Origin of the sequence: Citrobacter sp. RHBSTW-00986, assembly GCF_013783065.1 — a bacterium.
GTDB lineage: Bacteria > Pseudomonadota > Gammaproteobacteria > Enterobacterales > Enterobacteriaceae > Citrobacter > Citrobacter braakii.
In genome coordinates this window covers 2793836-2820256 of sequence record NZ_CP056200.1, presented here as the reverse complement: position 1 = coordinate 2820256, position 26421 = coordinate 2793836, and the positions used below count along the sequence as shown (strand labels likewise).

The window sequence follows — 26421 nt, the reverse complement described above, 5'->3', positions numbered from 1 at the left end:
TCACCTTTAACTCTTATTGTTGTATTTATAATGCAACTTATAAGAAAGGAGACAAGCAGATGAGCGCGACTGATAAAGCGGGCCATACGTTCTTAGCCAGCCTGGGCAAAACCCGTCTGCGTCCGGGGGGCGTTGAAGCAACAGAGTGGTTGTTCAGCCAGTCACAGCTGACGCCCGACAGCCAGGTGCTGGAAGTGGCGTGTAACATGGCCACGACGGCGATAGAGTTAGTTCAACGTTTTGGTTGTACGGTATACGCCATTGATATGGATAAAACCGCACTGGCAAACGCCAGAAATAACGTGGCGGCAAATGGTCTGGAAAATCACATTCACGTTATGGCAGCTAACGCTAACACCCTTCCATTTGCGGATAACAGTTTCGACGTTGTGATCAACGAAGCCATGCTGACAATGTATGCCGATAAAGCGAAGGCGAAGTTAATTGCCGAGTATTATCGCGTATTGAAGCCCGGCGGGCGTCTGTTAACTCACGACATTATGTTCACCGCACAAAAACTGGTCGCGGGCGAGCAGGGCCAGCTTGTAGAGGTAGTGAAATCAAACGTTAGCCCGATGACCAGACAAGGCTGGCGCGATTTATTTCTGAACGGTGGGTTTGCACAGGTCTTGCAGCAGAATGGTGATATGTCGCTGATGTCGCCGCGAGGATTAATTCGTGATGAAGGGCTGACTGGGGCGGTTAAAATTGTGTTTAACGGCTTACGCACACGCGAAAATCGTCGCCGGTTCCTGAAAATGTTTCGCTTCTTCCGTTCGCAACGTCACCAGCTAAACTACATTGCCTGCTGCTCCGTAAAGGGAAAATAAAAAAGGATAAACGGATGAATATTGATAAAATGAAAGATCAGCATGTTGAAATTCTGGAAAAAATATCATTTCTACGTACGTTGAGCCATGCAGGCGTATCATCCAATGCCCAGGAAATTGCAACTGCGATCGTTAGCATGAGTGCCATTATAAAAACACATTTGTCTGCTGAAGATCAGTTCCTTTATCCACATATTGAGCAGGATGGAAATAGTACGCTCAGACAGGTTAGCTCAAAATTTAAACGTGAAATGACGGATATCGTCAGCGAATATGAAGTTTTTTCCCGGCGCTGGAATATTGCCAGTAAATTAAAAGGTAATGATGAGGCATTCAGACGTGATGCCAACAATGTTCTACGCAAAGTGTATGTGCGTATGCAAAAAGAAAATAAAGACTTCTATCCGCTGGTGGAAAGGATGTAGGGTGTTTTAAAACACAATGATAAAAGGATGGCGAAGTGTCAGAAAAACACTGGTCGAGAATGGAGTACCTTCATCAGACAGTAACCAACCCTAATATAGTTATTAAGGGTACGCATAGCTATTACAGTGACTGCTGGGATCATGGATTCGAACGTTCGGTGGTGCGGTATTTACTCGGTGATGAGATCAGCCGGGACTGGGAACCGCTTGGGCATTTGGATAAGTTGATTATTGGGAATTTCGTCTGCATTGGCGCTGAGAGCGTTATTCTGATGGGGGGAAATAGTACGCACCGGCTTGACTGGATCAGTCTTTATCCCTTTATGGCGTCGATCAAAGATGCCTACGAGTTTCGGGGTGACACGGTGTTGCATGATGGTTGCTGGTTAGGCATGCGCGCCATGATCATGCCAGGCGTTACGCTCGGGGAAGGCGCTGTTGTCGCAGCAGGTGCGGTGGTGACTAAAGATGTGCCACCGTATGCGGTAGTCGGCGGTAATCCGGCAAAAATAATAAAATATCGCCTGCCGGTGGGGGATATTGAACGAATACTGGCCCTTAATTTGTATCAACTTCCGGAAGAGTCGCTCGTGAAAATGCAACCGCTGTTGTCTTCTGGCGATATTTCCGCGCTCGAAGTTGAAGTGGCTAGCCTGAGACAAAATGCTAAATGACATAACATGTGGTCGAAACGCGAGGTCATAAAAATCAACCAGAGGAGATAACCTCTGGCTGATTTATGTATGTGGTTAGCTATTGCTGGTTGTACTTTGCTTATGAAACAGTTCGCGAAAGACCGGATAAATATCATCCTGGTCGCGGATATGCTGCATCGCAAAGTTTTCAAACGTTGATTGCAGATGTTCGTATTCACGCCACAAGGTCTGGTGCGCGCGGCGGGTGATTTCGATATAGCTATAATATCGCACCATCGGCAGCAGTTTTTTCGCCAGAATCTCATGACACAACGGGGAATCATCCGCCCAGTTATCACCGTCCGAGGCCTGTGCGGCATAGATGTTCCACTGGGCCGGGTCGTAACGGTCTTTTACCACTTCATCCATTAACTTCAGCGCGCTGGAGACAATGGTTCCCCCGGTTTCCTGAGAGTAGAAGAACTCGTGCTCATCCACCTCTTTCGCCTGGGTATGGTGGCGAATATAAACCACTTCCACGTTTTTGTAGGTCCGACTCAAGAACAGATACAGCAAGATATAAAAACGCTTGGCCATATCTTTGGTCGACTGATCCATTGAACCGGAGACGTCCATCAGGCAGAACATCACTGCCTGGCTGGAAGGATCGGGCCGTTTTTCATAATTCTTGTAGCGTAAATCAAAGGTGTCGATAAACGGCACGCGTTCGATTTTTGCCCGTAGTTCGGCAATCTCTTTGCGTAACCGTTCCTCTTCCAGCAACTGCGCTGGTTCACTTTTTGCGATGGTTTCCAGATCCGCTTCGAGCGCATGCAATTCGCGACGCTTACCTGCCGTCATCGCTGTGCGGCGCGCCAGTGAGTTTTGCAGGGAGCGCACCACGCTGATGTTGGCAGGCACGCCGTTAGAGGTGAAACCTGCCCGGTGCGTTTTGTACTCCGTTAACTGACGCTGCTGATTTTGCTTCAGGTTAGGAAGTGCTAAATCTTCGAACAACAGATCGAGATATTCATCTTTAGAGATCTGGAAGACGAATTCATCCTGACCCTCGCCATCCTGGCTGGCCTGGCCTTGTCCGCTTCCTGAACCACCGCCGCCGCCCTGCGGGCGTTCAATGCGGTCGTTCTGCACAAAATGGTCGTTACCCGGATGCACGCGATGGCGCAAGCCGCCACGCCCCTGATGGAACATCGGTTCGCTAATATCATCAGTCGGAATAGAGACAGATTCGCCGCTATCCACATCAGTCACCGAACGCTTGTTAATGGCCTCGGAGATCGACTGTTTAATTTGCGATTTATAACGGCGTAAGAAGCGCTGGCGGTTTACCGTGCTCTTGTTTTTGCCGTTAAGACGCCGGTCAATAAACCAGGTCATAAGCCCCCCGTACTGCATTTGCCAACTTTATGCTACATCAGTAACGCCGGATGCGCTGAGCATATCCGGCCTACGGATGTGTATTGTAGGCCCGGCAAGCGTACGCGCCTCCGGGCACTTATTTTAAGACGATTTACGTACGCGCAAATACCATTCGCACAGTAAACGTACCTGCTTACGCGTGTAGCCTTTTTCCATCATCCGGTCGACAAAATCGTCGTGTTTTTTCTGCTCGTCAGTTGAGGTTTTGGCGTTGAACGAAATGACCGGCAGCAACTCCTCGGTATTGGAGAACATTTTCTTCTCAATGACCGTGCGCAGTTTTTCGTAACTGGTCCAGTTTGGATTGCGACCGCTGTTATTCGCTCTGGCACGCAGAACAAAGTTGACGATCTCGTTACGGAAATCTTTGGGGTTACTAATACCCGCCGGTTTCTCAATTTTCTCCAGTTCTGAGTTCAACGACTCGCGGTCAAACAGCTGACCGGTATCCGGGTCGCGATACTCCTGATCCTGAATCCAGAAATCCGCATAAGTGACATAACGGTCAAAAATGTTTTGTCCATATTCGGAATAGGATTCGAGATAAGCCGTCTGGATCTCTTTGCCAATGAACTCAGCATATTTCGGGATCAGATAGCCTTTCAGGAACTCAAGGTAACGTTCTGCCAGCTCCTGCGGGAACTGTTCGCGCTCGATTTGCTGCTCCAGTACGTAGAACAGATGCACCGGGTTAGCTGCCACTTCGGCGTGGTCAAAGTTAAAGACGCGTGAGAGGATCTTAAACGCGAAGCGCGTGGAAAGACCGTTCATTCCCTCATCGACCCCGGCGTAATCCCGATATTCTTGATAGGACTTCGCTTTTGGATCGGTATCTTTCAGGCTTTCCCCATCGTAAACGCGCATCTTCGAGTAAATGCTCGAGTTCTCAGGCTCTTTCAGGCGAGAAAGAATGGTAAAGCGAGAGAGCGTTTCCAGCGTGCCCGGTGCGCAAGGCGCATGGGTCAGCTCACTGTGGTTAAGCAGTTTTTCGTAAATTTTGATCTCTTCGGAGATCCGCAGGCAATAAGGCACTTTGACGATGTAAACACGGTCAAGGAACGCCTCATTGTTTTTATTATTACGGAACGTCACCCATTCGGACTCGTTCGAGTGGGCAAGAATAATTCCGTTAAACGGCAGGGCAGAGATACCTTCTGTCCCGTTGTAGTTTCCTTCCTGGGTTGCGGTCAGCAGAGGATGCAGCACTTTAATTGGTGCTTTAAACATCTCAACGAACTCCATAATCCCCTGGTTTGAGCGGCACAGTGCGCCCGAATAACCGTAGGCATCAGGATCGTTCTGGGCGTGGTGTTCGAGTTTACGAATATCCACTTTCCCGACCAGCGCAGAGATATCCTGGTTGTTTTCATCACCAGGCTCCGTTTTGGCAATAGCGATCTGCTCCAGAATAGACGGCCAGACTTTGACAACGCGGAATTTTGTAATGTCCCCGCCAAAATCATGCAGACGTTTTGCAGCCCAGGGCGACATGATCGTACCGAGATAACGACGTGGGATCCCATACTCTTTTTCCAGGATCTGGGCGTCTTCCTGCGGGTTAAACAGGCATAACGGATGATCGTTTACCGGGCTACGCTCGCCGTTGGCGCTCAGGACATAAATCGGTACTCGCTGCATCAGCGACTTCAGCCGCTCAGCAAGAGATGATTTCCCCCCTCCCACAGGCCCCAGCAGATACAGAATCTGCTTCTTCTCTTCCAGACCCTGAGCCGCATGCTTCAAATAAGAAACAATCTGCTCAATGGCCTCTTCCATGCCATAAAACTCTTCAAAAGCAGGGTATCGTGCAATCACCCGATTCGAAAAGAGTCGAGAAAGACGAGGTTCGTGGGCAGTGTCGACCATGACAGGCTCACCAATAGCCATTAATAGCCGCTCTGCCGCATTGGCATAAGCGCTGCGATCTTGCCGACAAGTGGTAAGAAACTCCTGCAGCGTGAACTCTTCGTCCTTGGCAGCTTCATAACGCTGGCGATAGTGATCGAATATATTCATGGTATGCCGTCCTTTCGTTTTTTTAGCACATGTTAAGAGCCGTTCATATGAATAGTAGAGGCCCCTGAAGAGGTAAACTGAACGACGTCGCTGCTGAAGAAATAAGCAACTCTCATGCCATTGTGGTGGTCAGGAGATCAACGTATTCGGTGATACACCTTCTAAAATTAAGCGTAGATGGCATTTGCAAAACTTGCCTGTGTGCGCAAATGAATTTCAATGGCATATCAATAACTCATCAGCAAAAAAAGCATATCTTTTGTAAATCTATGGGGCAGGATTCATGCGGTGTTCACTGTCCTGCAAGCAAAATGTCATCACTCGCTGAGAAATTAGGGGGTTACATTCTGGGGCGAATCCGTAAAATAGTTGGGCTGAAGCGTATTGACGGTTAAACTTTGACCGCTACACATTTAAATAAGGAATTATTGACTGTGACCAAACTCAAACTTCTGGCACTTAGCGTGCTTATCGCCACTTCCGCTAACGTCGCACAGGCAGAGAGCAACCTGACGCTGGGCGCAGGCGTTGGTGTGGTTGAGCACCCTTACAAAGATTACGATAGTGACGTTTACCCGGTCCCGGTTGTGACTTATGAAAGCGATAACTTCTGGTTCCGTGGTCTGGGCGGTGGTTACTACCTGTGGAATGACGATACCGATAAGCTGTCGGTGATGGCCTATTGGTCGCCAATGTACTTCAAACCGGGTGACAGCGACGACAACCGTCTGCGTAGTCTGGATAAACGTAAGAGCACCATGATGGCTGGCCTTTCTTACATTCACAACACGCAATACGGTTTCCTGCGTACCAGCCTTGCAGGCGATACGCTGGATAACAGCAATGGTATTGTATGGGATCTGGCGTGGTTATACCGCTATACCAATGGCGGTTTGACGTTGACTCCGGGGATTGGTGTCGAGTGGAACAGTGAAAACCAGAATGAATACTATTATGGTGTTTCACGCCATGAATCTGCCCGTAGCGGCTTGCGTAGCTACGATCCTGAAAGCTCCTGGAACCCGTATCTGGAGCTCAGCGCAAACTATAACTTCCTTGGCAACTGGAGCGTATACGGTACTGCGCGTTATACCCGCCTGTCTGATGAAGTGACAGACAGCCCGATGGTGGACAAATCCTGGACGGGTCTGATTTCAACGGGTGTTACCTACAAGTTCTGATGCCACTGCGTGTCAAACACTAGCCCGCAGAGATGCGGGCTTTTTTGTGCATATCAGAGATGAATATTGATCCAAAACATGTGATTTGATTTTTTGTGCTGTTTTGGCATTACATCGGCCGCAACAAATAGTTAACGTATTTTTCCTGCCGCAATTACCAAAATTAAACCTGTTGTTTGATGAGACTGAAATCTATTCGTTTGTGAATGGAAGAGTATCTGTACAGTTTCACGAATCATTGTTCTGGGAGAGTGATTTCTGGTTGCGCAATATATTGATAATATTCTATTTTATAATCACGGTATAATTTTATCGTGAAACTCTCGCCACTAAAAATAGCAAGGTAACTATTTTATTATTGTTGTGTAACGATGAAAGTTAACTTTCATTTGAAAAAAATAAAATCATTAAGTTAATTTTTATTTTACATCTTTTAGGTATTTATCTGAAAAAATTAAAATTGACATTAAATAAGCGATTGCAGATATTACTCCAACTTAATAAGTAAAGACAGTAACGCTGCATGGCTCAGATATTAAATGTCATGTGGTTTTCTTGCGAATAAACCTGGTAGAGATAATGAAAAAGTTAATCATGATAGCAGTGATGGGTGGGATTCTGACGGGATGTTCCACCGAGGCTTCACGCATGAGTGCTTGCGAAAGCAAGGGCGTGAGCCGCGATGCCTGCTATATCGCTGAGCAAAACCGTCAGGCGACAATCAATGCCGTAGCTGAAAAACAAGCTATGGAGAACGCGCAAAACTTATATAACTCAAATGATACTAATTCCAGTCATCACCACAAACACAATAATTATTAAGGTGTAACTTATGAAGAAATTAATAATTATCGCTGTACTGGTCGCAACATCTGCTGCTGCACCAGCCTATGCCATCAGCGAGGCTTACCGTCAGCAGTTACAGCATGAACATAAAACGATGGTCAGCGATGCTAATGCTCCGCTGCAAGCCAGTAAAATCACACCCGTGAATGTGAATAAACTGGGCGTAGACTTTAAACGTGGCGCTGATGGTATTGCTTATATTAATGGCAAAGCTGCGGCAAATGATGAGAACAATGCAGACGCTCAGTCTTATAGCGCGGGCTTGATTTCCGTCATTGTCTATAAAAACGGGAAAATTAACGCGATGAAAGAGGGGAAATATTTAGGTCGCTTAAAATAACCGCAGTGCAGTTAAGATTTTCTGTCATTCGGCCCGGGAGCATTGTTTGTTCCCGGGTTTTTTATTGCCGTTGCCATAGCGGTCAACTTCCAATCTTAGAAGGTGCAATTTGTGCACCCTAACAGGACACATGCCAGTTGTTTTGCTTTACTGTGGTGCATTAACACAGGAGGGCGCGATGACAGCGAAACAGGTGATGTTTACAAAGCAGGTATCGCTGCCTGCTATTGGGCAGGGAACATGGTACATGGGCGAGGATCCTGGCCGACGCCGGGAAGAGGTTTCAGCGCTGCGGGCTGGTCTGGATCTCGGTCTGCGGTTGATCGATACCGCCGAAATGTATGCAGATGGTGCAGCGGAAGAGGTAGTGGGTGAAGCATTAATCGGGTGTCGTGATAGCGCTTTTTTAGTCTCGAAAGTATACCCCTGGAATGCCGGTGGTCAGAAAGCCATTGCCGCCTGTGAGGCGAGCCTGCGTCGACTAAAAACCGATTATCTGGATCTCTATTTGCTCCACTGGACGGGCAGTTTTTCATTTGCTGAGACCGTGGATGCCATGGAAGCACTCATTGCGCAGGGGAAAATCCGCCGCTGGGGCGTCTCTAATCTCGATTACGATGACATGCAGGCGTTATGGCAAGTCACAGGTGGGCGGGAATGTGCCACTAACCAGGTGCTTTATCATTTAGCATCGCGCGGTATTGAATATGATTTACTGCCGTGGTGCCAGCAGCAGCAGATGCCGGTCATGGCTTACAGTCCGCTGGCTCAGGCGGGGCGATTGCGCGGTGACTTGCTTTCTCACTCTGTGGTGAACGACATCGCGCACGCGCACAATGTTAGTGCTGCGCAGATTTTGCTGGCATGGGTGATCCGTCTGCCGGGCGTGATGGCGATTCCAAAAGCGGCAAGCATAGCGCATGTCGAACAAAATGCCGCCGCGCTGGAGATAACGCTCTCAGTTGATGAGCTGAAGCAGTTAGATAAGGCATATCCAGCGCCAAAGGGTAAAACGGCGCTGGATATGGCCTGATTTGCCGAATGGCGATGCTCACGCTTCTTATCCGGCCAACGCAATGTTTGGTAGGCCGGATAAGGCGCAAGTTCCGTCAGGCTACAGACACAATTTTAGCGTTTAGCAACGCGGATAGTTTGTGCCAGGCGTGATGGTTTTTCTTCGCGGGTTTTCTGCGGCGCGGTTGCGTAAGCCGTCTCTACGCAAACAAACGTTTTATAGCCGTCATCCGGCATGTCGCCCATGCTAACGGACAGCGCCGGACCCGGGTTCCAGCCCACGACATTCAGATGGTGATGATGGACGACGTCGATATTGCGGTTGAGCGCATCATCATGGATAACGCTGCACGCTTGCGGATTCAGATAGACACGATCGGTGCGGTCCGGGAAGGTCTGGATACCATCAGCCAGCACATCTTCTTTAGCATCATTCACTTTGTCGATCAGGCGATCGCCAAGTCCACTGACTTTTACTGCCGCAATGTCACCGACGTTGAAATAGGTATGCAGCGCAGAGGTGGTTTCAAATTCACCGTGGGCTTCCAGTTCCATTTCACAGGTAGCACCTACTTTGAAACGGGCCAGCAGGCAGAACTCGTGCGGCCATAGCTGACGCGTTTCAGCGTTGCTTTGCAATTCAAACGTCAGCACCACGCCATTGTCGTCTTCATTGTGCGCTTTCAGCGTCCATGGCAGGTTGCGGGCAAAACCATGAGAAGGCAGGCCCTGCTGAGCAGCCGGACCAAACCACGGCCAGCAAATTGGTACGCCGCCACGCAGCGCTACGCCGGTTTTAAACGGGGTATTGTTACTTAGCCACAGGACTTCCTCTTCGCCGTTGGGTTTCCAGGAAAGAAGATGTGCGCCCTGCAATGCGAAAGATGCTTTAACCTGTGGATGATCGACCACAAGAATCTCAAGTTCATCAAGCTGGCGGCGGGAGAGGACCGGGGTAATTTGTTCGATTACCGGAAGTGCAAAAATTTTATTAATCATTATGCAATCCTTTTTTTTACCCTAAATAATTCGAGTTGCAGGACGGCGGCAAGTGAACGATCCCGATGAGCTTACAGAAGTAAGTGATTCGGGTGAGAGAGCATTGCCAACACACCGGTAACTTGAAGTATGACGGGTATCTTCAGGCAAAAAAAAGAGCGACCTGAGTCGCTCTTACAGATTACTGTTTCATCTCAACTTATTTGGAGATGTGAGCAATCAGGTCCAGAACTTTGTTGGAGTAGCCGGTTTCGTTGTCGTACCAGGATACCAGTTTCACGAAGTTGTCGTTCAGTGCGATACCAGCTTTAGCATCGAACACGGAAGTGCAAACTTCACCGTTGAAATCGGTAGATACTACGTCGTCTTCGGTGTAACCCAGAACGCCTTTCATCGGGCCTTCGGAAGCAGCTTTGATTGCTTTCTTAATTTCTTCGTAAGAAGCAGCTTTTTCCAGACGAACGGTCAGGTCAACAACAGATACGTTCGGGGTAGGAACGCGGAACGCCATACCAGTCAGTTTGCCGTTCAGTTCTGGCAGTACTTTACCTACAGCTTTAGCAGCACCGGTAGAGGACGGGATGATGTTCTGGGATGCGCCGCGGCCGCCGCGCCAGTCTTTGTGAGACGGGCCATCAACGGTTTTCTGAGTAGCGGTGGTCGCGTGAACAGTAGTCATCAGACCTTCGATGATGCCGAAGTTGTCGTTGATAACTTTAGCCAGCGGAGCCAGGCAGTTAGTGGTGCAGGAAGCGTTAGAAACGATGTCCTGACCTTCGTATTTGTCAAAGTTAGCGCCTTTAACAAACATCGGAGTGTTATCTTTGGACGGACCAGTCAGAACCACTTTTTTCGCGCCAGCAGTGATGTGCTTACGAGCGGTTTCATCTGTCAGGAACAGGCCAGTAGCTTCAGCTACTACGTCAACACCAACTTCGTCCCATTTCAGGTTAGCCGGATCACGTTCAGCGGTAACACGGATTTTTTTACCGTTCACGATCAGATGACCGTCTTTCACTTCAACGGTACCGTTGAAACGGCCGTGAGTGGAGTCATATTTCAGCATGTAAGCCATGTAGTCAGCGTCTAACAGGTCGTTGATTGCAACGATCTCGATGTCAGAGCGTTCTTGAGCAGCACGGAAAACAATGCGACCGATACGGCCAAAACCGTTGATACCTACTTTGATAGTCATATATTCCACCAGCTATTTGTTAGTGAATAAAAGGTTGCCTGTAAAATTACAAAAACCTTACGCAGCGTCAAGCGGAATCGTGTCAATCATTGCGACAAATCAATCTGCTGCTTAAGCTTTGCGCAACTGACTCGCCTCACTCTTCCTTTGGGCTTGAAACCACATGGGGTCGGCGGCCCGAATTTTAAAGGGCAATCAAGATAAAAACGTGATTGTGATCACGAATTGCAGGCTGCCATTTCGCACGGATCAAGTTTAGAACAAAAGTTCGCACTCTGGTGTTAATGTTTTGTTAGAATCTGTCTCGCGATGTGAGTTTAGATAAAGCGAGATGTGAGCAAATGGCTAATCAACCTTCTCCAGAAGAACTAAAAAAAAATTTAACCGAAATGCAGTTCTACGTGACGCAGAATCACGGGACAGAACCGCCATTTACCGGGCGTTTGCTGCACAACAAGCGTGACGGAATCTACCACTGTTTGGTCTGTGACAAACCGCTATTTCGTTCCGAGACAAAATATGACTCTGGCTGCGGCTGGCCCAGCTTTTACGAGCCTGTCAGCGCAGAGGCTATCCGTTACATTAAAGATACTTCACACGGCATGCAGCGCATTGAAATCCGCTGTGGTAACTGTGATGCGCACCTGGGGCACGTCTTCCCGGATGGTCCGCAACCTACAGGTGAACGTTACTGCGTTAACTCAGCCTCTTTGAACTTCACCGATGGTGAAAACGGTGAGCAGACCAAAGGCTGAAGAAACGATTCAGCAAATTATTCTACGGAGAGTGGATTTAACATGAATCTTGATGAGATGATCAACAGCATGACGCCGGAAGTTTATCAGCGCTTATCAACTGCCGTTGAACTCGGAAAATGGCCGGATGGCGTGGCGCTAACGGCAGAACAAAAAGAGAACTGCTTACAGCTGGTGATGTTATGGCAGGCGCGAAACAATATTGACGCGCAGCATATGACGATTGATACCAACGGTGAGATGGTGATGAAGAGTAAGCAGCAGTTGAAAGTGGAGTTTGGTATTACGCCCGAACCCATTGCGACGTTTAAATCCTGATTACTCAGGCCCGGCAAACATCTATGTCGGGCCCGCAGTTGAAGTTATTTCTTGTTCATCATCGCCTTCAGATCGGCGAACGGATTATATTTCGCTTCGCCCACCGCTTTCTGTGCATCTTCGCCTGCAACCACCGTTGAACCATACTGGTCCGCTTCCGTATATTTGGAATGTTCGTGATCGTGGCAGTACAGGCACAACATTTCCCAGTTGCTACCATCTTCCGGGTTATTGGAGTGATCGTGATCGATATGGTGTACCGTCAATTCGCGCAAATTTGAATATACGAACTCACGGGAACAACGTCCGCAGACCCAGGGGAAGAGTTTAAGCGCCTTTTCCCGGTAACCGACTTCCAGACGGGCGTAATTTTTAGGGATAAAAGCCATAAAGCTCATGCCTCCAGTAGAAAATGAAAAGCTGCGCCAAAAGCTGGCGCAGCAGAATGCGATAATCATAACCTATTGTGTCAGGCGTTGGGATCAGTGTTTGATGCCTAACGAATCGGCTAACTGCTTAGCCAACTGGTTTTGGTCATCCGCACCGTATTCCCAGAACATGGCGCCTCCCAGCCCCTTGCTCTTGATGTAGTCAGCCTTGATCGCTACCGAGCGCGGGTTTTCATAGGAGAGGGCAAAGAGCGCTTTTCCCTCCACAGACTGCACTGACAGCCACGGCACTTTTGCTTCATCATCCCAATGCTGGCTAAAGCGCTTCTGCGGATCGTTGATCAATTTCGCCACGATATCGTTGTACTTCACATAGGTATCTTTGCTCAGATCGACGCCCAGTGATTTGAACAATTCAATTTGCGCGGGCCCGAAATAGGGCTGGGTAACAGGATTTTTCTGTGCGTCAGGTTTGCTCCAGTCAATGCCTGGCTCAACAGCGCGTTTCGGTACGCGACCATAAAAACCAATGCCCAGGTTCATCTGACTCGCTTTTAGACCGGCAGCAAGATAGTTGTTGACCACAAAATCAGCGCTGTACCTATCCGCCGCGGCGACTGTCGGCCATTGTGTCGAATCGTACAGGTTCGAGTTGAAATACTGCGTACCGTAAGCCATGTCATAGGTCATCAGGTTTATGTAGTCGAGCGATGGCGCAATGGCTTTCACATCCACCCAGCTTTTCGGGCTTTCCGCATTTGCGCCCACGGCGATGGTCAGTAGTTTTTTATGCCCCAATGCGGCGCGGAGCTCTTTTAACAGCGCGGTAAAGTTAGCTCGGTCGGCCGGTTGACTTTCGACCAGTCCCCAGGCGCCGTTGACCGGATATTCCCAGTCGAGGTCGATGCCATCAAGGCCATATTTCGCAATTATCTCCTGAGCAGACTGAATAAACACCGCGCGCGATTCTTTCGTTGCTGCCGCGCCGGAGAATCCACGAGCCCCCCAACCACCGACGGAAAGCAATACTTTCAGGTTCGGATTCTGTTTACGCAGCTGTGGAATTTTCAGTAAATCATCCTGCACTTTCGGTGAAAGCCAAATCTGATGCAGCTTACTGGCGTCTTTTAAGGCGTCATTGGTCTCGTCTTTTTCGTTGTTGTAGACAAGGCCAAACGAATAGTTGAGATGGGTTATCTGACGAACATCCAGTTTATTGATGTCGCCACCAGGACCGGCAGTGACGTCGCCGCCACCATTGAAGTAGCCAACTGACATCAGTGAACTGGCGGAAACAACGCTGGCGCAAAGCAGGGGTAATGCTGCCAACAAAGGCAATAGTTTCATCGGTGTTCCTCTTTGACATTTAAACAAGCAAACACGCCACGGAAATGGCGTGGCGAAAAAAACAGCATTTGCAGGTTAACAGTTTCATAACAGGAAAAATGCGAAGGTGTTCACGTCATGTCGGCGAGGCGGCAAACCATTTCTGGTAGGTTGTATCGGTTGGGGCAAACATTACTGATTGTTGACGCAAGTCCTTTTTCAGGCCTACAGATTTGCATACATGCGCAAATTCAATAGGCCGGATAAGGCGTTTTAAAGTATTAGCGCTGGGTTTCCAGCCAGTCATCAAGCGTATACAGCGTCGCGCCCGCTGCAGCCATTTCCATAAACGCCTCTGCACTGTCCTGGGGTTGAATATTGACGCCACGGCAGCCGTCGGTAATAACGCTGACGGTATAACCAAGATCGAGCGCATCCAGAACGGTGAATTTAACGCAATAGTCGCTAGCCAGACCCATGATAATAAGCTCAGCAATACGGTGTTCGAGCAGCCAGGCGTTCAGCGCGGTTGCCTGACGACGACCGTTATCAAAAAATGCACTGTAACTGTCGACCAGCGGGTTCTCGCCTTTGGTGAAGGTTTTCGCTATTGCACGCTGGTTCAGCAGCGGATGCAGGGCCGCCCCTTCGCTGTTTTGCACGCAATGATCGGGCCAGAACGTTTGCGCCAGACCATCCAGTTGTCCCTGACTGTAGGGGGCGACCTGATGCTGGCTGGCAAAACTACCGTGATTAGCCGGATGCCAGTCAAGACTGGCAACAACCGTGTCGCCGCGTAGGGCGCACCAGTCAATCAGACGGTTGGCAATCTCGATTGTGCTGTCGCCTTGCGGAACAGCGAGAGCGCCGCCGGCACAAAAGTCATTTTGTAAATCGACCAACAGTAAGGCTCGGGCCATGGGCATAGACTCCTTTATTCGTCCGGGGTGAGCTCGCCGCGCAGATTTTGCGTCATAGCTTCACGAATGCTCTGCACATCCAGTCCCTGACTGAGTAAATAGTGCAATTTGGTGAGCGTGGCTTCGACGGTCATATCCGCGCCGCCAATTACGCCAGCGTGGGCGAGGGCATTACCCGTCGCGTAGCCACCCATGTTTACCTTGCCGGACATACACTGGGTCAGGTTCACCACCACAATGCCACGTGAGCTCGCATCTTCAAGTTCTTGCAGAAACTCTTTATTTTGCGGTGCATTGCCCACGCCGTAGGAGCGCAAAATTAACGCTTTTACCGGCTGGCGCAGGAAGTTACGCACCACATCAGCGGAGATACCTGGATAAATGGTGACCACGCCAATCGGTTGTGGAGTAATAGGATGAACAATCAGTTCACCTGCGCCGTGCGGTGCTGGCGGAGTTCCCAGTCGACGGATGTGGATCCCGGCTTCCAGTAGCGGCGCAAGGTTGGGTGAGGCAAAGGCGTCAAAGCCATCGGCGTGCGCTTTAGTGGTACGGTTGCCGCGAAACAGTCGATTGTTGAAAAACAGGGTTACTTCATTGATCGGATAATTTGCCGCAACGTACAGCGCGTTGAGCAGATTGATTTGCCCGTCTGAACGTAGCTCTGCCAGCGGAATTTGTGACCCTGTCACAATGACCGGTTTACCCAGGTTCTCCAACATAAAAGAGAGCGCCGAAGCCGTAAACGCCATGGTGTCGGTGCCGTGCAGAATGACAAAACCATCGTAATCGTCGTAGTGTGCTTTAATGTCTTCCGCAATATGCTGCCAGTCTTCCGGCGTCATGTCGGAGGAATCCATCAACGGGACGTATTCGTGGATGGTGAAGTCTGGCATCTCCGGGCGGTGGAATTCAGGCATCAATGCCAGTTGACGCTGGAGATGACCAGAAACAGGAATATAACCCTGTTCTGAGCGCTGCATACCAATGGTACCGCCGGTATAGGCAACGTAAATCGATTTCTTTTGCATGACTTTTCTTCTGTCTTAATGAAAACCCCTCTTCATCCCGAAGAGGGGGCAATTGTTAGCGAACGTTGGCGCAGGTCAGGCAAAACGCATATCGGTTTTGCGGATCGTTAAACGCGGCCAGCTTATCGCTTTCCGCTTTAACTGCACTGGCCGCAGAAGCAAGCGGCGCCGGGAGCATGGCCTGAATAGCTTCGGGCAGCATGGCGCGAACGGAGCCTGACATGCTGTCCATTACCATATCGACGAATGTCGGTTCATCCTGATAATACGCAATGTGCCACTGTTTCAGCTTGGCAAGCTCAGCCGCTTTCGCGATGGCGTCGTCAAAATCACCGAGGCTGTCTACCAGTCCGTTGGCTTTCGCATCCTGACCGGTCCAGACGTGACCCTGCGCGATTTTGTCAATCTGCTCAGGGGTTGTCTTACGTGCATCCGCGACCAGCGTGATAAAGCGCTTATAGCCATTTTCAATGCTCAATTGCATCATTTGCTGCACTTCAGGCGGTAACGCTTTGGTGATGGAGATATCCGCCAGCGGGGAAGTGGCCACGCCATCGGTATGTACACCAATGGAATCCAGGCTGTTTTCTACGGTGTTGATCACACCAAAGATCCCGATTGAACCGGTTAACGTGCTGGGGTTTGCCACAATGTAACTGGCTGGGGTGGAGATCCAGTAGCCACCGGAGGCCGCCATGCCGCCCATAGACACGACAACCGGTTTACCCGCCGCTTTTGCCGCAGCCAGCTCAGCACGAATGACTTCCGAGGCGCTGACGCTGCCGCCAGGACTGTTCACGCGCAGAACAATAGCTTTCACTTTCGGATCGAGACGCGCTTCGCGGATTTGTGCGGCAGTGGTGTCGCCCCCCACATTTCCTGGGGTTTCTTCACCGTCCATAATCGCGCCGTTCGCGAAGATAACGCCAATGCTGTCTCCGGTATCCGCCGGTGTTTTCAGCGAATAATCGTAATAGCTGACGGCGCGATAGTTTTTATCCGCTTTGCTCCAGCCAAACTGTTTGGTCAGCATTTTTTCGACTTCGGCGCTGGAGGCGAGTGCATCCACCAGTTTGTTGTCGAGCGCATATTTCGCCGTATCTCCATCGACCTTCGTCAAACCGTCCAGCATCGCCTGTGCGCCAGGGAACACCTGCTGAGCTGGGATCTGGCGGTTGGCGGCGACCGTGTCGAGATAGTTCTGCCACAGCTCGCCGATCCAGCGACTGTCGGCTTCACGCGCGGCAGGAGACATATCATCGCGGATAAACGGCTCTACGGCAGACTTATAGGTCCCGACACGGAACACGTGCGTGGAAACTTTCAGCTTATCGAGCAGGGACTTGTAGTACAGACCGTTGGTGGCAAAGCCGTGCAGATCAACGGAACCCTGCGGAGAGAGGTAAATTTTGTTAGCAAAACTGGCGAGGTAATACTGCCCCTGGCTGAAGTTATCACCCACGGCAAAGACCGGTTTACCGCTGTCGCGGAATTCCCGCAGTGCTTTGCCGATATACTGCATGGAAGGCTGGTCTGCCCCGGCAAAATTTTTCAGATCCATCACGATGCCGGTGATGTTGCGATCATCTTTTGCCTGGCGAATCGTATTCACGATATCAAACAGAGAGTTTTCCTGCAGACGATCGGAACTGGCGCCAAACAGCTGACGGCCAATAACGCTTAAACGACTGGTGCTCGAAGGCTTATCGACAATCACCCCGGAGATATCCAGCAGCAGCGCGCCTCGCTCAGCGTGTTCGCTGGTGTTGCTGCTGCTGACCTGCATCCAGATGCCCACGCCAACCAGCACCAAAAAGATGAAGAACAGGTTAAGCACAAATTCACGGACGAAATTGAGTAATCGCCATGTCCATTTAAAAAATCCGGCAATAAATCGCCACAGGGTTCGCATGTATTCTCCCTACCAATTAACAACACGCCACCCCGAAATCCCGGAGAAAGGCGATAAGATGAGGCTATCGTAATGACCCGACAGGCACTTGTCAGCAGGAATCACCGCCTGTGCTGTAACAAAATCCGCTCACGTGTTAATTTTGTGAACAAATTTCATTGTTGGAGTTAAGCAAATGGATGCACTCGAATTACTTATGACTCGTCGTAGCGCCTCTCGTCTCGTCGAACCGGCCCCGGCAGGAGAGCAACTGCAAAATATTCTGCGTGCGGGAATGCGCGCGCCGGACCACAAAACGCTGCAACCGTGGCAATTCTTTGTCATTGAGGGCGAAGGGCGTGAACGCTTTGCCGCCGTGCTTGAAAAAGGCGCTATTGCATCTGGCAGCGATGAGAAGGCCCAGGAAAAAGCGCGCAGCGCGCCGTTTCGCGCGCCGCTGATTATTACCGTGGTGGCGAAATGTGAAGCAAACGACAAGGTTCCGCTATGGGAACAGGAAATGTCTGCCGGTTGTGCGGTGATGGCCATGCAGATGGCTGCCATTGCCCAGGGCTTTGGCGGTATCTGGCGCAGTGGCGCATTAACCGAAAGTGAGGTCGTCCGCGAAGCGTTTGACTGTCGCCCACAGGATAAAATCGTCGGTTTTCTCTATCTGGGCACACCACAGTTGAAAGCATCCACGACGATTACCCTTGCCGATCCGAGCGCATTCGTCCGTTATTTCTGATATCAACGGCAAAACTGTCTGGATTATGAGCAAAGGCACCCGAATTCAGACAGTCACTCTTACCACATCATGGAATGAGCGCTACCATATCCGGATTGCAATGACAGGAGATGTCCATGAGCGAGCAAGCTATTCGTTTAACGCAATACAGCCACGGAGCCGGTTGCGGTTGTAAAATTTCCCCAAAAGTGCTGGAAACCATCCTGCACAGTGAGCAGGCGAAGTTTGTTGATCCAAACTTACTGGTGGGTAATGAAACCCGCGACGACGCGGCTGTATACGATCTGGGGAACGGCACCAGCGTAATCAGCACCACCGATTTCTTTATGCCGATTGTCGATAATCCGTTTGATTTTGGCCGCATCGCCGCCACCAACGCCATCAGCGATATTTTCGCCATGGGCGGCAAACCGATTATGGCAATTGCTATCCTGGGCTGGCCGCTTGATAAGCTGGCGCCGGAAATCGCCCGCGAAGTAACCGAAGGCGGACGCTTTGCCTGCCGTCAGGCGGGTATCGCGCTGGCGGGGGGGCACTCTATCGATGCCCCTGAGCCTATCTTTGGTCTTGCGGTAACCGGCGTTGTTCCAACTGAACGCGTGAAGAAAAACAGCACCGCCGAGGCGGGATGCAAGCTGTTTTTGACCAAGCCTCTGGGTATTGGTGTCCTGACCACCGCAGAGAAAAAATCGCTGCTGAAGGACGAGCACAAAGGGCTGGCGACGGAAGTGATGTGCCGGATGAACATTGCCGGGGCGGCATTTGCCGATATCGACGGCGTGAAAGCCATGACCGACGTTACCGGTTTTGGGCTGCTGGGGCATCTGAGCGAGATGTGTCAGGGGGCCGGCGTTCAGGCGCAGATCGTCTACCAGGCTATTCCTAAGCTGCCAGGTGTTGAAGAATACATCGCGCAGGGTGCGGTGCCGGGCGGTACCCAGCGTAACTTTGCCAGCTACGGACACCTGATGGGTGAAATGCCGCAGTCGGTTCGCGATTTGCTCTGCGATCCGCAAACTTCCGGTGGTCTGCTGTTAGCGGTAACGCCGGAAGCTGAAGCCGAAGTTAAAGCGGCAGCGGCGCAGTTTGGCATCGACCTCACCGCGATTGGTGAGTTAGTGGAAGCTCGTGGCGGTCGCGCCATGGTTGAGATCCGTTAACTCGATGCGGTTGTTTATTGCCGAAAAACCGAGTCTGGCGCGCGCTATCGCCGATGTGCTGCCGAAGCCGCATCGCAAAGGTGACGGTTTTATCGAATGCGGAAACGGGCAAGTGGTGACCTGGTGTATTGGTCACCTGCTTGAACAGGCGCAGCCAGATGCCTACGACAGTCGTTATGCTCGCTGGAGTCTGGTTGATCTGCCGATTGTCCCGGAAAAGTGGCAACTGCAGCCGCGTCCCTCGGTGACCAAACAGCTCAACGTTATTAAGCGATTTTTGCATGAGGCCAGTGAAGTCATTCACGCAGGTGACCCCGATCGTGAAGGACAGCTGCTGGTAGATGAAGTGCTGGATTACCTGCAACTGGCCCCTGAAAAGCGCCAGCAGGTGCAACGCTGCCTGATTAACGACCTCAACCCGCAGGCCGTCGAGCGGGCGATTGAGCGTCTGCGCGCCAACAGTGAGTTCATCCCCCTGTGTGTGTCGGCACTGGCGCGAGCGCGGGCGGACTGGCTGTACGGTATCAACATGACGCGCGCTTATACCATTCTGGGGCGTAATGCGGGCTATCAGGGCGTACTTTCGGTCGGGCGCGTGCAAACGCCGGTGCTCGGACTGGTTGTGCGTCGCGATGAAGAAATTGAAAACTTCGTTGCCAAAGACTTCTTCGAGGTAAAGGCGCATATCGTGACGCCCGCCGATGAGCGGTTTACCGCTATCTGGCAGCCGAGCGAAGCGTGTGAGCCGTATCAGGATGAAGAAGGGCGCTTGCTAAACCGCACGCTGGCTGAACACGTGGTAAACCGCATTAACGGTCAGCCGGCGATCGTCACCAGCTATAACGATAAACGGGAATCAGAATCCGCGCCGCTGCCGTTTTCGCTGTCGGCGTTGCAGATTGAAGCGGCGAAACGCTTTGGCTTAAGTGCGCAAAACGTTCTGGATATCTGCCAGAAGCTGTATGAAACCCATAAACTGATCACCTATCCGCGTTCGGATAGCCGTTATCTGCCGGAAGAACACTTTGCCGGACGTCACGCGGTACTGAACGCGATTAGCGTCCATGCGCCGGATCTGCTTCCGCAACCGGCGGTCAATCCCGATACGCGAAACCGCTGTTGGGATGATAAAAAAGTGGATGCGCACCACGCCATCATTCCAACCGCGCGCAGTTCGTCCATCAACTTGAACGATAATGAAGCGAAGATATACAACCTGATTGCCCGTCAATATCTGATGCAGTTTTGCGCGGATGCGGTATTCAGGAAGTGCGTTATTGAGCTGGACATCGCGAAAGGTAAGTTTGTCGCCAAAGCCCGTTTTCTGGCGGAGGCCGGATGGCGTACGCTGCTTGGCAACAAAGAGCGCGACGAAGATAACGACGGGACGCCGCTGCCGGTGGTGGCAAAAGACGACGAACTGCTGTGCGAAAAAGGCGAAGTGGTTGAACGACAGACCCAGCCTCCGCGGCACTTTACCGATGCCACGCTGCTGTCAGCGATGACCGGAATCGCGCGCTTTGTGCAGGATAAAGATCTGAAAAAGATCCTGCGCGCAACGGACGGACTGGGAACGGAAGCGACGCGCGCCGGGATTATCGAGCTGCTGTTTAAGCGTGGTTTCCTGGTGAAGAAGGGGCGCTATATCCATTCTACCGATGCCGGAAAAGCGCTGTTTCATTCGCTGCCTGAAATGGCGACGCGCCCGGATATGACCGCGCACTGGGAATCGATCCTGACCCAAATCAGCGAAAAACAGTGTCGATATCAGGATTTCATGCAGCCGCTGGTGGGGACGCTGTATCAGCTAATCGATCAGGCGCGCAGCACGCCGGTACGACGCTTCCGTGGTATTGCCGCACCGGGTAGTAGTGGTGGTGACAAGAAAAAGAGCGCGCCGCGGAAACGCACGGCGAAAAAAAGCCCGCCATCTGAAGAGGCGGGCCTGTAATGCGCTCTTAGGCTGGATAAGGCATGTGTGCCGCATCAAGCCTACGGGAACAATAGATCTGAATTAAATCACACCCTGGCCCAACATCGCGTCGGCAACTTTCACGAATCCCGCGATGTTGGCGCCACGTACGTAGTTGGTTTGCTTGCTTTCGCCGCCGTACTCGACGCAGGCATGGTGAATATCCAGCATGATGTGGTGCAGGCGTGCATCCACTTTCTCCGCTTTCCAGCCCAGACGTGCGGCGTTCTGCGCCATTTCCAGACCGGATGTCGCTACGCCTCCCGCGTTGGCCGCTTTACCCGGCGCGAACAATACACCCGCTTCCAGGAACAGATCGGTGGCCTCGATGGTGGTAGGCATGTTTGCCCCTTCGGCGACAGCCTTCACGCCGTTGGCGATCAGCACGCGTGCCGCATCGACATCAAGTTCGTTCTGGGTGGCGCACGGCAGGGCGATATCAACCGGAACCGACCACGGCTGTTGGCCTTCCAGATAGGTCAGGCCAAATTCGCGGGCGTAATCTGCCACGCGGCCGTCGCGGCTGTCTTTGATCGCGCACAGACGCGCCAGTTTTTCTTTGGTAAATCCGCTTTCGTCGACCACGGTACCGCTGGAATCGGAGGCGGTGACTACTCGCGCGCCAAACTCCATGGCTTTCTCAATGGCGAATTGCGCCACGTTACCGGAACCAGAGACGGCCACGCGCATGCCTTCAAAGCCCAGACCATGGCGTTTGAGCATCGCTTCGGTGAAGTACACCAGACCGTAGCCGGTAGCTTCCGGGCGAATCAGGCTGCCGCCGAAAGAGAGACCTTTACCGGTAAAGACGCAGGCGCTGTTGTTGGACAGTTTTTTCATCATCCCGGCCATAAAGCCGACTTCACGACCTCCTACGCCGATATCGCCCGCCGGAACATCGGTATCGGGCCCTAAATGGCGGAACAGTTCGGTCATCAGCGCCTGGCAGAAACGCATGATTTCGCCTTCGCTTTTACCTTTCGGATCGAAATCGCTCCCGCCTTTACCCCCGCCCATTGGCAGCGTGGTGAGGGCGTTTTTAAATGTTTGCTCGAAGCCAAGGAATTTCAGGATCGACAGGTTCACGGAAGGGTGGAAACGCATCCCGCCTTTGTATGGGCCAATGGCGGAGCTAAACTGCACGCGCCACGCGCGGTTGACCTGCACCTGATTGCGATCGTCCAGCCAGACGACGCGGAACTGGATCACGCGCTCCGGTTCAACCAGACGTTCCAGCAACGACATCTGACGATAACGCGGGTTTTGCTCGAGGAAGGGCCACAGTGTCGTCATTACCTCACGAACGGCTTGCGCGAACTCGGTCTGATTCGGGTCGCGCTTTTGCACATGGTTAAGGAATGACTCCAGAGAACGTGTCTGATCCATAGATATAAGTACCTCTTATGTATTGATATGGTTATATTTTTGATTTTTGTGTTAAGTGTTTTGCAGTTTTTGACTATAACATCAGCAGTGTGACGGGACGCAAGAAAAAATTAACCGCGCTAAGTAAATTAATATTGCGGCGTGGGTCATAACCAAAAGCGATGATGGCAAGGGCTAAAGTTTCTGCCGGTTTATACCGTTATACTGAGCATAACTGTCAGTCAAAAAGGAAAGAATATGCGCCGTATAATCATGGCAGGAGCGTTGGCACTGGTGTCCAGCGCGACGCTGGCAAATCAGCTCTATCGCCCGGACGTGCAGGTGAATGTCCCGCCGGAAGTGTTCAGTTCCAGCGGTCAGCGGGCGCAACCCTGTAGTCAGTGCTGCATTTATCAGGATCAAAACTACTCAGAAGGGGCGGTGATTAAAGCGGATGGCGTTTTGCTTCAGTGCCAGCGTGATGATAAAACGATCAGCACGAATCCGCTGGTCTGGCGTCGCGTAAAAGGATAAACGCTTCTAATAGCGGGATATCGGCAGGCGCCAGCGGATAACGCAGCGCCTCTTCGGGTGAACACCAGACGATATCCTGATGTTCATACACTTTCAGCTCCCCCTGATATGACGGTACATGCCAGGCATGTAAGTGAATGAGTCGGCCTGAAACCTCGCGTTGATGGCTGGCAATGTAGCGCCCAACGACCGCCTCGATGCCGAACTCTTCACGCAGTTCACGGACCAGCGCCTCTGGCTGACTTTCCCCCGGCTCAACCTTACCGCCAGCAAACTCCCACATACCTGACTGATCCGCATGCTGCGGGCGTTGAGCCAGTAAAATTTTGCCATCACGTTCAATGATAGCGGCGACCACGTCGAGGGTTTTCATTATATTCATCAAGATCTAACGGTAGAAAATGACATACTATCGTTATCTTTGTTTTATCTAAAGTATTCAGGAGCCACCGTTGAACGATCCTCAGTCGTGGGTAAAACCGTTAACGCGTATCCCTTCCAGTTTGCAACCGCTCGTTGCTACGCAGAAAAAACATTATGGTGATGTGCTGCATCCCACACGCTGGTGGGGGCGGATGCCGTTCCTGTTCTGGCTGGTGGCGCTGTTTGTCGGGTATCTGGAGCGTAAAAAGGCGCGCCTGTCGCCGGTGATGCGCGCGCTGTTGATGACCCGCGTTTCTCAGGTGTGCCACTGCGCTTTCTGCGTTGACGCCAACAGTTTACGGCTGGCTGAACGCTGCGGCGCGCTGGATAAAGTCTTACAGGTTGCCAACTGGCAAGAATCAACGCTATTTAGCGCAGAAGAACGTGTAGGGCTGGCCTATGCTGATGCGGTCACCGCAACGCCACCACAGGTTGACGATGCGCTGAAAGCGCAGATGAAGCAGTATTTTACCGATGACGCCATTACTGAAATGACCGCGCTGATTGCGTTTCAAAATCTCTCGGCGCGTTTTAATGCCGCTCTCGATATTCCCTCCCAGGGACTGTGCGACAGTTTTAAAGGACGCCCGCATGCTTGACCGCCATCTTCATCCGCGATTAAAACCGCTTTTGCATCGCTGCGTGGGCATCATTGATCAACCGGCGATTACCCCGGACGGACTTACGCTGGTCGGTTTTGCTATTGGCGTGCTGGCGTTGCCATTTCTGGCGTTAGGCTGGTATATGGCGGCGCTGGTGGCCATTGTACTCAATCGGCTGTTTGACGGGCTGGATGGGGCGCTGGCACGGCGCAGAGGACTAACGGACGCGGGAGGGTTTCTCGATATCTCGCTCGATTTTCTGTTTTACGCCTTAGTGCCGTTTGGTTTTATTCTTGCTGCGCCGGCGCAAAATGCGCTGGCAGGCGGTTGGCTGTTGTTCGCGTTTATTGGCACCGGCAGCAGCTTTCTGGCCTTCGCCGCGCTGGCAGCAAAGCATCAGATTGATAACCCCGGTTATGCGCATAAATCGTTTTATTATCTGGGCGGACTGACTGAAGGAACCGAGACGATTTTGCTGTTTGTGTTGGGATGTCTGTTCCCGGAATATTTTGCCGTAATGGCGTGGGTCTTTGGCGCGCTGTGCTGGATGACGACGTTCACCCGGATCTGGAGCGGATATCTGACGCTGAAAGCGGTCCAGCGTCAGGCGTAACGTAGTGCGTTGCCGGATGCGCTTCGCTTATTCGGCCTACAACGATGGTTTATGTAGGCTGGGTAAAGCGTTCTCGCTGCATCCGGCAAAAATGACAATCTTACTTGCTGGCGTCCGGACCCCGTTCACCGCTGGCGATCGGGTTTTTCGGAGAGCTGCTCCACTCATACCAGCCGCCGTCGTAGACGGAGACGTTTTTCCAGCCCATTGCGCGGGCATACATAAACGTTTCCGAAGCACGCCAGCCGGTACCACAATAGAATGAGACCTGTTGCTGTGGCAGGATATTCCATTGCTTCCACATGGCGGCGATGTCATCGGCGCTGCGCATGGTGCCATCCGGATTATGGAAATCTTCCATGTGGGTGGAGTCGCTGCCTGCATGGCCCCAACGCGCCCCTGCGATCTCACCTTTTGGCTTAATGTAGCTATAGCCGCTGGTCGTACCGATAAATTCCGGCCATGAACGAATGCTCACCAAAGACGCATCCTGGCGATGCAGCAGACCGCGAGCCTGTTCCATATCCAGCATCAGCTGCGGTTGGGCAGGGATCGTCACGCCGAAATCAGGTTCAGGCTTCACCGTTGGTGCCGTACCGCGTTCGACCGGTAAACCTGAGTCAGACCAGGTCTGCCAGCCGCCGTCGAGCAGACGAACATCTTTCACACCTGCATACAGCATAATTTGTGCCACGCGCGCGGCGGCGTAGACATCGCGGCCGTATAAAATCACCGTGGTGTCGTGGCGGATGCCGTGTTTCGCCAGCATCGCTTTGAGCTGCGCGTCGGACACTTTATTCCACAGCGGTTCGCTTTCGACTTCGTTGGTATCAATGTAGCCCGCGCCAGGGATATGGCTGAGCAGATACAACTTCGGCGCGCCCCAGGCGGCTTCAATCACTTTCCAGTCACCGGCCGGTTTGGCGGTTACCTCTTTACCCTGCTGAAGGTCGTGCAGCCACTGCGGGTAAACCAACTGTTCGAAGTGCGGCAGACGTTGCAGGCGGGCAGGGTCCGTAAGCGCATCGCTGAGGGTTGAGATAGCGTTAAAGCCGACTTTCTGCAGGCGGGATTTGACGGCCTGCATGTCAGTATCGCTGCCATACAATGCCACCGGCGCGTCGGTTTTCAGGTGATGTGCCTTAACCCAGGCGCTGAGTTGTTCATCATTCATCTTGTCGAGCCAGGCGGCAGACAGGTTCAGTGCGGAAGGCTCGTGTCCTGAAGGACCATTAAGCGATTGCGGCCAGCCGTTATAGAAAGCGCTCTGACGGGTATCGATCGCCGCGCCTTGCTTTTGCTGTAACTGGTTGAGGGTGAGCGTCTGTGCTGTTTCAGCAGCCCAGGAAGAAGCGCAAGCGAGCCCTAAAGCCAGTGCCAGCGCGGTCATTTGAGAAACACGTTTCATCGAATAGCCCGACGTTGAAAAAGAGGACGACATTCTGTGCCGCCA

Annotated in this window: 27 protein-coding genes; 15 read left to right on the top strand and 12 right to left on the bottom strand. The window is 51.7% G+C overall.

Features of this window, described 5'->3' with window-relative positions; genetic code table 11:
• The first annotated feature begins 59 nt into the window (after positions 1 to 59).
• The 3 genes from HV345_RS13830 to HV345_RS13820 are packed head-to-tail and all read left to right on the top strand — an operon-like array spanning position 60 to position 1929.
• A complete protein-coding gene (locus HV345_RS13830; protein WP_137380475.1) occupies positions 60 to 830 on the top strand; it encodes a class I SAM-dependent methyltransferase in 771 nt (256 codons plus the stop codon).
• A gap of 14 nt (positions 831 to 844) precedes the next feature.
• Positions 845 to 1255, top strand: coding sequence for a hemerythrin domain-containing protein (locus HV345_RS13825; protein ID WP_142417889.1), 411 nt, complete (start codon positions 845 to 847; stop codon positions 1253 to 1255).
• A 35-nt stretch (positions 1256 to 1290) separates the two neighbouring features.
• A complete protein-coding gene (locus HV345_RS13820; RefSeq protein WP_016156305.1) occupies positions 1291 to 1929 on the top strand; it encodes a CatB-related O-acetyltransferase in 639 nt (212 codons plus the stop codon).
• A gap of 75 nt (positions 1930 to 2004) precedes the next feature.
• Here the strand turns inward: HV345_RS13820 and HV345_RS13815 are convergent, their stop codons facing one another.
• Both HV345_RS13815 and yeaG read right to left on the bottom strand, forming a co-directional pair.
• Positions 2005 to 3288: a YeaH/YhbH family protein gene (locus tag HV345_RS13815; RefSeq protein ID WP_016152809.1), complete on the bottom strand. Its 1284-nt coding sequence runs from the start codon at positions 3286 to 3288 to the stop codon at positions 2005 to 2007.
• Between the two features lie 123 nt (positions 3289 to 3411).
• Positions 3412 to 5346 carry a protein kinase YeaG gene (yeaG, locus tag HV345_RS13810; protein ID WP_016152810.1) on the bottom strand — a complete coding sequence of 645 codons (1935 nt, stop codon included), beginning with the start codon at positions 5344 to 5346 and terminating at the stop codon, positions 3412 to 3414.
• 434 nt (positions 5347 to 5780) lie between these two features.
• On the opposite strand from yeaG, the gene HV345_RS13805 reads away from it, so the two are divergent.
• The 4 genes from HV345_RS13805 to HV345_RS13790 all read left to right on the top strand — a co-directional run bounded on the left by HV345_RS13805 (position 5781) and on the right by HV345_RS13790 (position 8746).
• Positions 5781 to 6527 (top strand): MipA/OmpV family protein, encoded by a 747-nt coding sequence (locus HV345_RS13805; protein ID WP_016152811.1) that lies wholly within the window; start codon positions 5781 to 5783, stop codon positions 6525 to 6527.
• Positions 6528 to 7106: 579 nt separating this feature from the next.
• Positions 7107 to 7349 carry a hypothetical protein gene (locus tag HV345_RS13800; RefSeq protein WP_053389182.1) on the top strand — a complete coding sequence of 81 codons (243 nt, stop codon included), beginning with the start codon at positions 7107 to 7109 and terminating at the stop codon, positions 7347 to 7349.
• Between the two features lie 10 nt (positions 7350 to 7359).
• Positions 7360 to 7713, top strand: coding sequence for a hypothetical protein (locus tag HV345_RS13795; RefSeq protein WP_080858690.1), 354 nt, complete (start codon positions 7360 to 7362; stop codon positions 7711 to 7713).
• 178 nt (positions 7714 to 7891) lie between these two features.
• Positions 7892 to 8746: an aldo/keto reductase gene (locus HV345_RS13790; protein ID WP_019076612.1), complete on the top strand. Its 855-nt coding sequence runs from the start codon at positions 7892 to 7894 to the stop codon at positions 8744 to 8746.
• A 95-nt stretch (positions 8747 to 8841) separates the two neighbouring features.
• Here HV345_RS13790 and HV345_RS13785 read toward each other — a convergent pair whose 3' ends face one another.
• Entirely contained in the window at positions 8842 to 9726 is an 885-nt protein-coding gene (locus tag HV345_RS13785) for a D-hexose-6-phosphate mutarotase (RefSeq protein ID WP_016156308.1), read from the bottom strand.
• 199 nt (positions 9727 to 9925) lie between these two features.
• A complete protein-coding gene (gene gapA, locus HV345_RS13780) occupies positions 9926 to 10921 on the bottom strand; it encodes a glyceraldehyde-3-phosphate dehydrogenase (protein ID WP_003030697.1) in 996 nt (331 codons plus the stop codon).
• A gap of 341 nt (positions 10922 to 11262) precedes the next feature.
• Between gapA and msrB the strand changes: the two genes are divergently transcribed.
• A complete protein-coding gene (msrB, locus tag HV345_RS13775) occupies positions 11263 to 11676 on the top strand; it encodes a peptide-methionine (R)-S-oxide reductase MsrB (protein ID WP_016152816.1) in 414 nt (137 codons plus the stop codon).
• A 42-nt stretch (positions 11677 to 11718) separates the two neighbouring features.
• The gene (locus HV345_RS13770; protein ID WP_016152817.1) at positions 11719 to 11994 is read left to right on the top strand and encodes a YeaC family protein; all 276 of its coding nucleotides are present in this window, start codon (positions 11719 to 11721) and stop codon (positions 11992 to 11994) included.
• A gap of 44 nt (positions 11995 to 12038) precedes the next feature.
• Here HV345_RS13770 and yajD read toward each other — a convergent pair whose 3' ends face one another.
• From yajD to sppA, 5 genes are all read right to left on the bottom strand, one after another.
• Complete coding sequence (gene yajD / locus HV345_RS13765; protein ID WP_003832478.1) at positions 12039 to 12383, bottom strand: HNH nuclease YajD; 345 nt, start codon at positions 12381 to 12383, stop codon at positions 12039 to 12041.
• 93 nt (positions 12384 to 12476) lie between these two features.
• A complete protein-coding gene (locus HV345_RS13760; RefSeq protein ID WP_047417909.1) occupies positions 12477 to 13730 on the bottom strand; it encodes a glycoside hydrolase family 18 protein in 1254 nt (417 codons plus the stop codon).
• A gap of 260 nt (positions 13731 to 13990) precedes the next feature.
• Entirely contained in the window at positions 13991 to 14629 is a 639-nt protein-coding gene (pncA, locus tag HV345_RS13755) for a bifunctional nicotinamidase/pyrazinamidase (protein ID WP_016152827.1), read from the bottom strand.
• A gap of 14 nt (positions 14630 to 14643) precedes the next feature.
• Positions 14644 to 15660 carry an asparaginase gene (ansA, locus tag HV345_RS13750; RefSeq protein ID WP_016156311.1) on the bottom strand — a complete coding sequence of 339 codons (1017 nt, stop codon included), beginning with the start codon at positions 15658 to 15660 and terminating at the stop codon, positions 14644 to 14646.
• 55 nt (positions 15661 to 15715) lie between these two features.
• Entirely contained in the window at positions 15716 to 17572 is a 1857-nt protein-coding gene (gene sppA / locus HV345_RS13745; RefSeq protein WP_016156312.1) for a signal peptide peptidase SppA, read from the bottom strand.
• 175 nt (positions 17573 to 17747) lie between these two features.
• On the opposite strand from sppA, the gene HV345_RS13740 reads away from it, so the two are divergent.
• The 3 genes from HV345_RS13740 (at position 17748) to topB (ending at position 21410) form a co-directional block, all read left to right on the top strand.
• The gene (locus HV345_RS13740) at positions 17748 to 18299 is read left to right on the top strand and encodes an NAD(P)H nitroreductase (RefSeq protein WP_016152830.1); all 552 of its coding nucleotides are present in this window, start codon (positions 17748 to 17750) and stop codon (positions 18297 to 18299) included.
• Positions 18300 to 18415: 116 nt separating this feature from the next.
• Positions 18416 to 19459, top strand: coding sequence for a selenide, water dikinase SelD (gene selD, locus HV345_RS13735; RefSeq protein ID WP_016152831.1), 1044 nt, complete (start codon positions 18416 to 18418; stop codon positions 19457 to 19459).
• Between the two features lie 4 nt (positions 19460 to 19463).
• The gene (topB, locus tag HV345_RS13730; protein ID WP_019076618.1) at positions 19464 to 21410 is read left to right on the top strand and encodes a DNA topoisomerase III; all 1947 of its coding nucleotides are present in this window, start codon (positions 19464 to 19466) and stop codon (positions 21408 to 21410) included.
• Positions 21411 to 21473: 63 nt separating this feature from the next.
• On the opposite strand, the gene gdhA is transcribed toward topB, so the two are convergent.
• Positions 21474 to 22817 carry an NADP-specific glutamate dehydrogenase gene (gene gdhA / locus HV345_RS13725; protein ID WP_016152833.1) on the bottom strand — a complete coding sequence of 448 codons (1344 nt, stop codon included), beginning with the start codon at positions 22815 to 22817 and terminating at the stop codon, positions 21474 to 21476.
• Positions 22818 to 23054: 237 nt separating this feature from the next.
• On the opposite strand from gdhA, the gene HV345_RS13720 reads away from it, so the two are divergent.
• A complete protein-coding gene (locus HV345_RS13720; RefSeq protein ID WP_016152834.1) occupies positions 23055 to 23330 on the top strand; it encodes a YnjH family protein in 276 nt (91 codons plus the stop codon).
• On the opposite strand, the gene HV345_RS13715 is transcribed toward HV345_RS13720, so the two are convergent.
• Positions 23290 to 23703, bottom strand: coding sequence for a pyrimidine (deoxy)nucleoside triphosphate diphosphatase (locus HV345_RS13715; protein ID WP_181545951.1), 414 nt, complete (start codon positions 23701 to 23703; stop codon positions 23290 to 23292). The two genes, HV345_RS13720 and HV345_RS13715, sit on opposite strands and share 41 nt — an antisense overlap.
• A gap of 79 nt (positions 23704 to 23782) precedes the next feature.
• Here HV345_RS13715 and HV345_RS13710 point away from each other — a divergent pair, with 79 nt between their 5' ends.
• Positions 23783 to 24352 carry a carboxymuconolactone decarboxylase family protein gene (locus HV345_RS13710; protein ID WP_047417903.1) on the top strand — a complete coding sequence of 190 codons (570 nt, stop codon included), beginning with the start codon at positions 23783 to 23785 and terminating at the stop codon, positions 24350 to 24352.
• Complete coding sequence (locus HV345_RS13705; RefSeq protein ID WP_047358607.1) at positions 24345 to 24968, top strand: CDP-alcohol phosphatidyltransferase family protein; 624 nt, start codon at positions 24345 to 24347, stop codon at positions 24966 to 24968. The genes HV345_RS13710 and HV345_RS13705 overlap by 8 nt, the downstream gene beginning before the upstream one ends.
• 100 nt (positions 24969 to 25068) lie before the next feature.
• Here the strand turns inward: HV345_RS13705 and HV345_RS13700 are convergent, their stop codons facing one another.
• Positions 25069 to 26376 (bottom strand): sulfurtransferase, encoded by a 1308-nt coding sequence (locus HV345_RS13700; RefSeq protein WP_049040435.1) that lies wholly within the window; start codon positions 26374 to 26376, stop codon positions 25069 to 25071.
• Positions 26377 to 26421 lie beyond the last annotated feature (45 nt).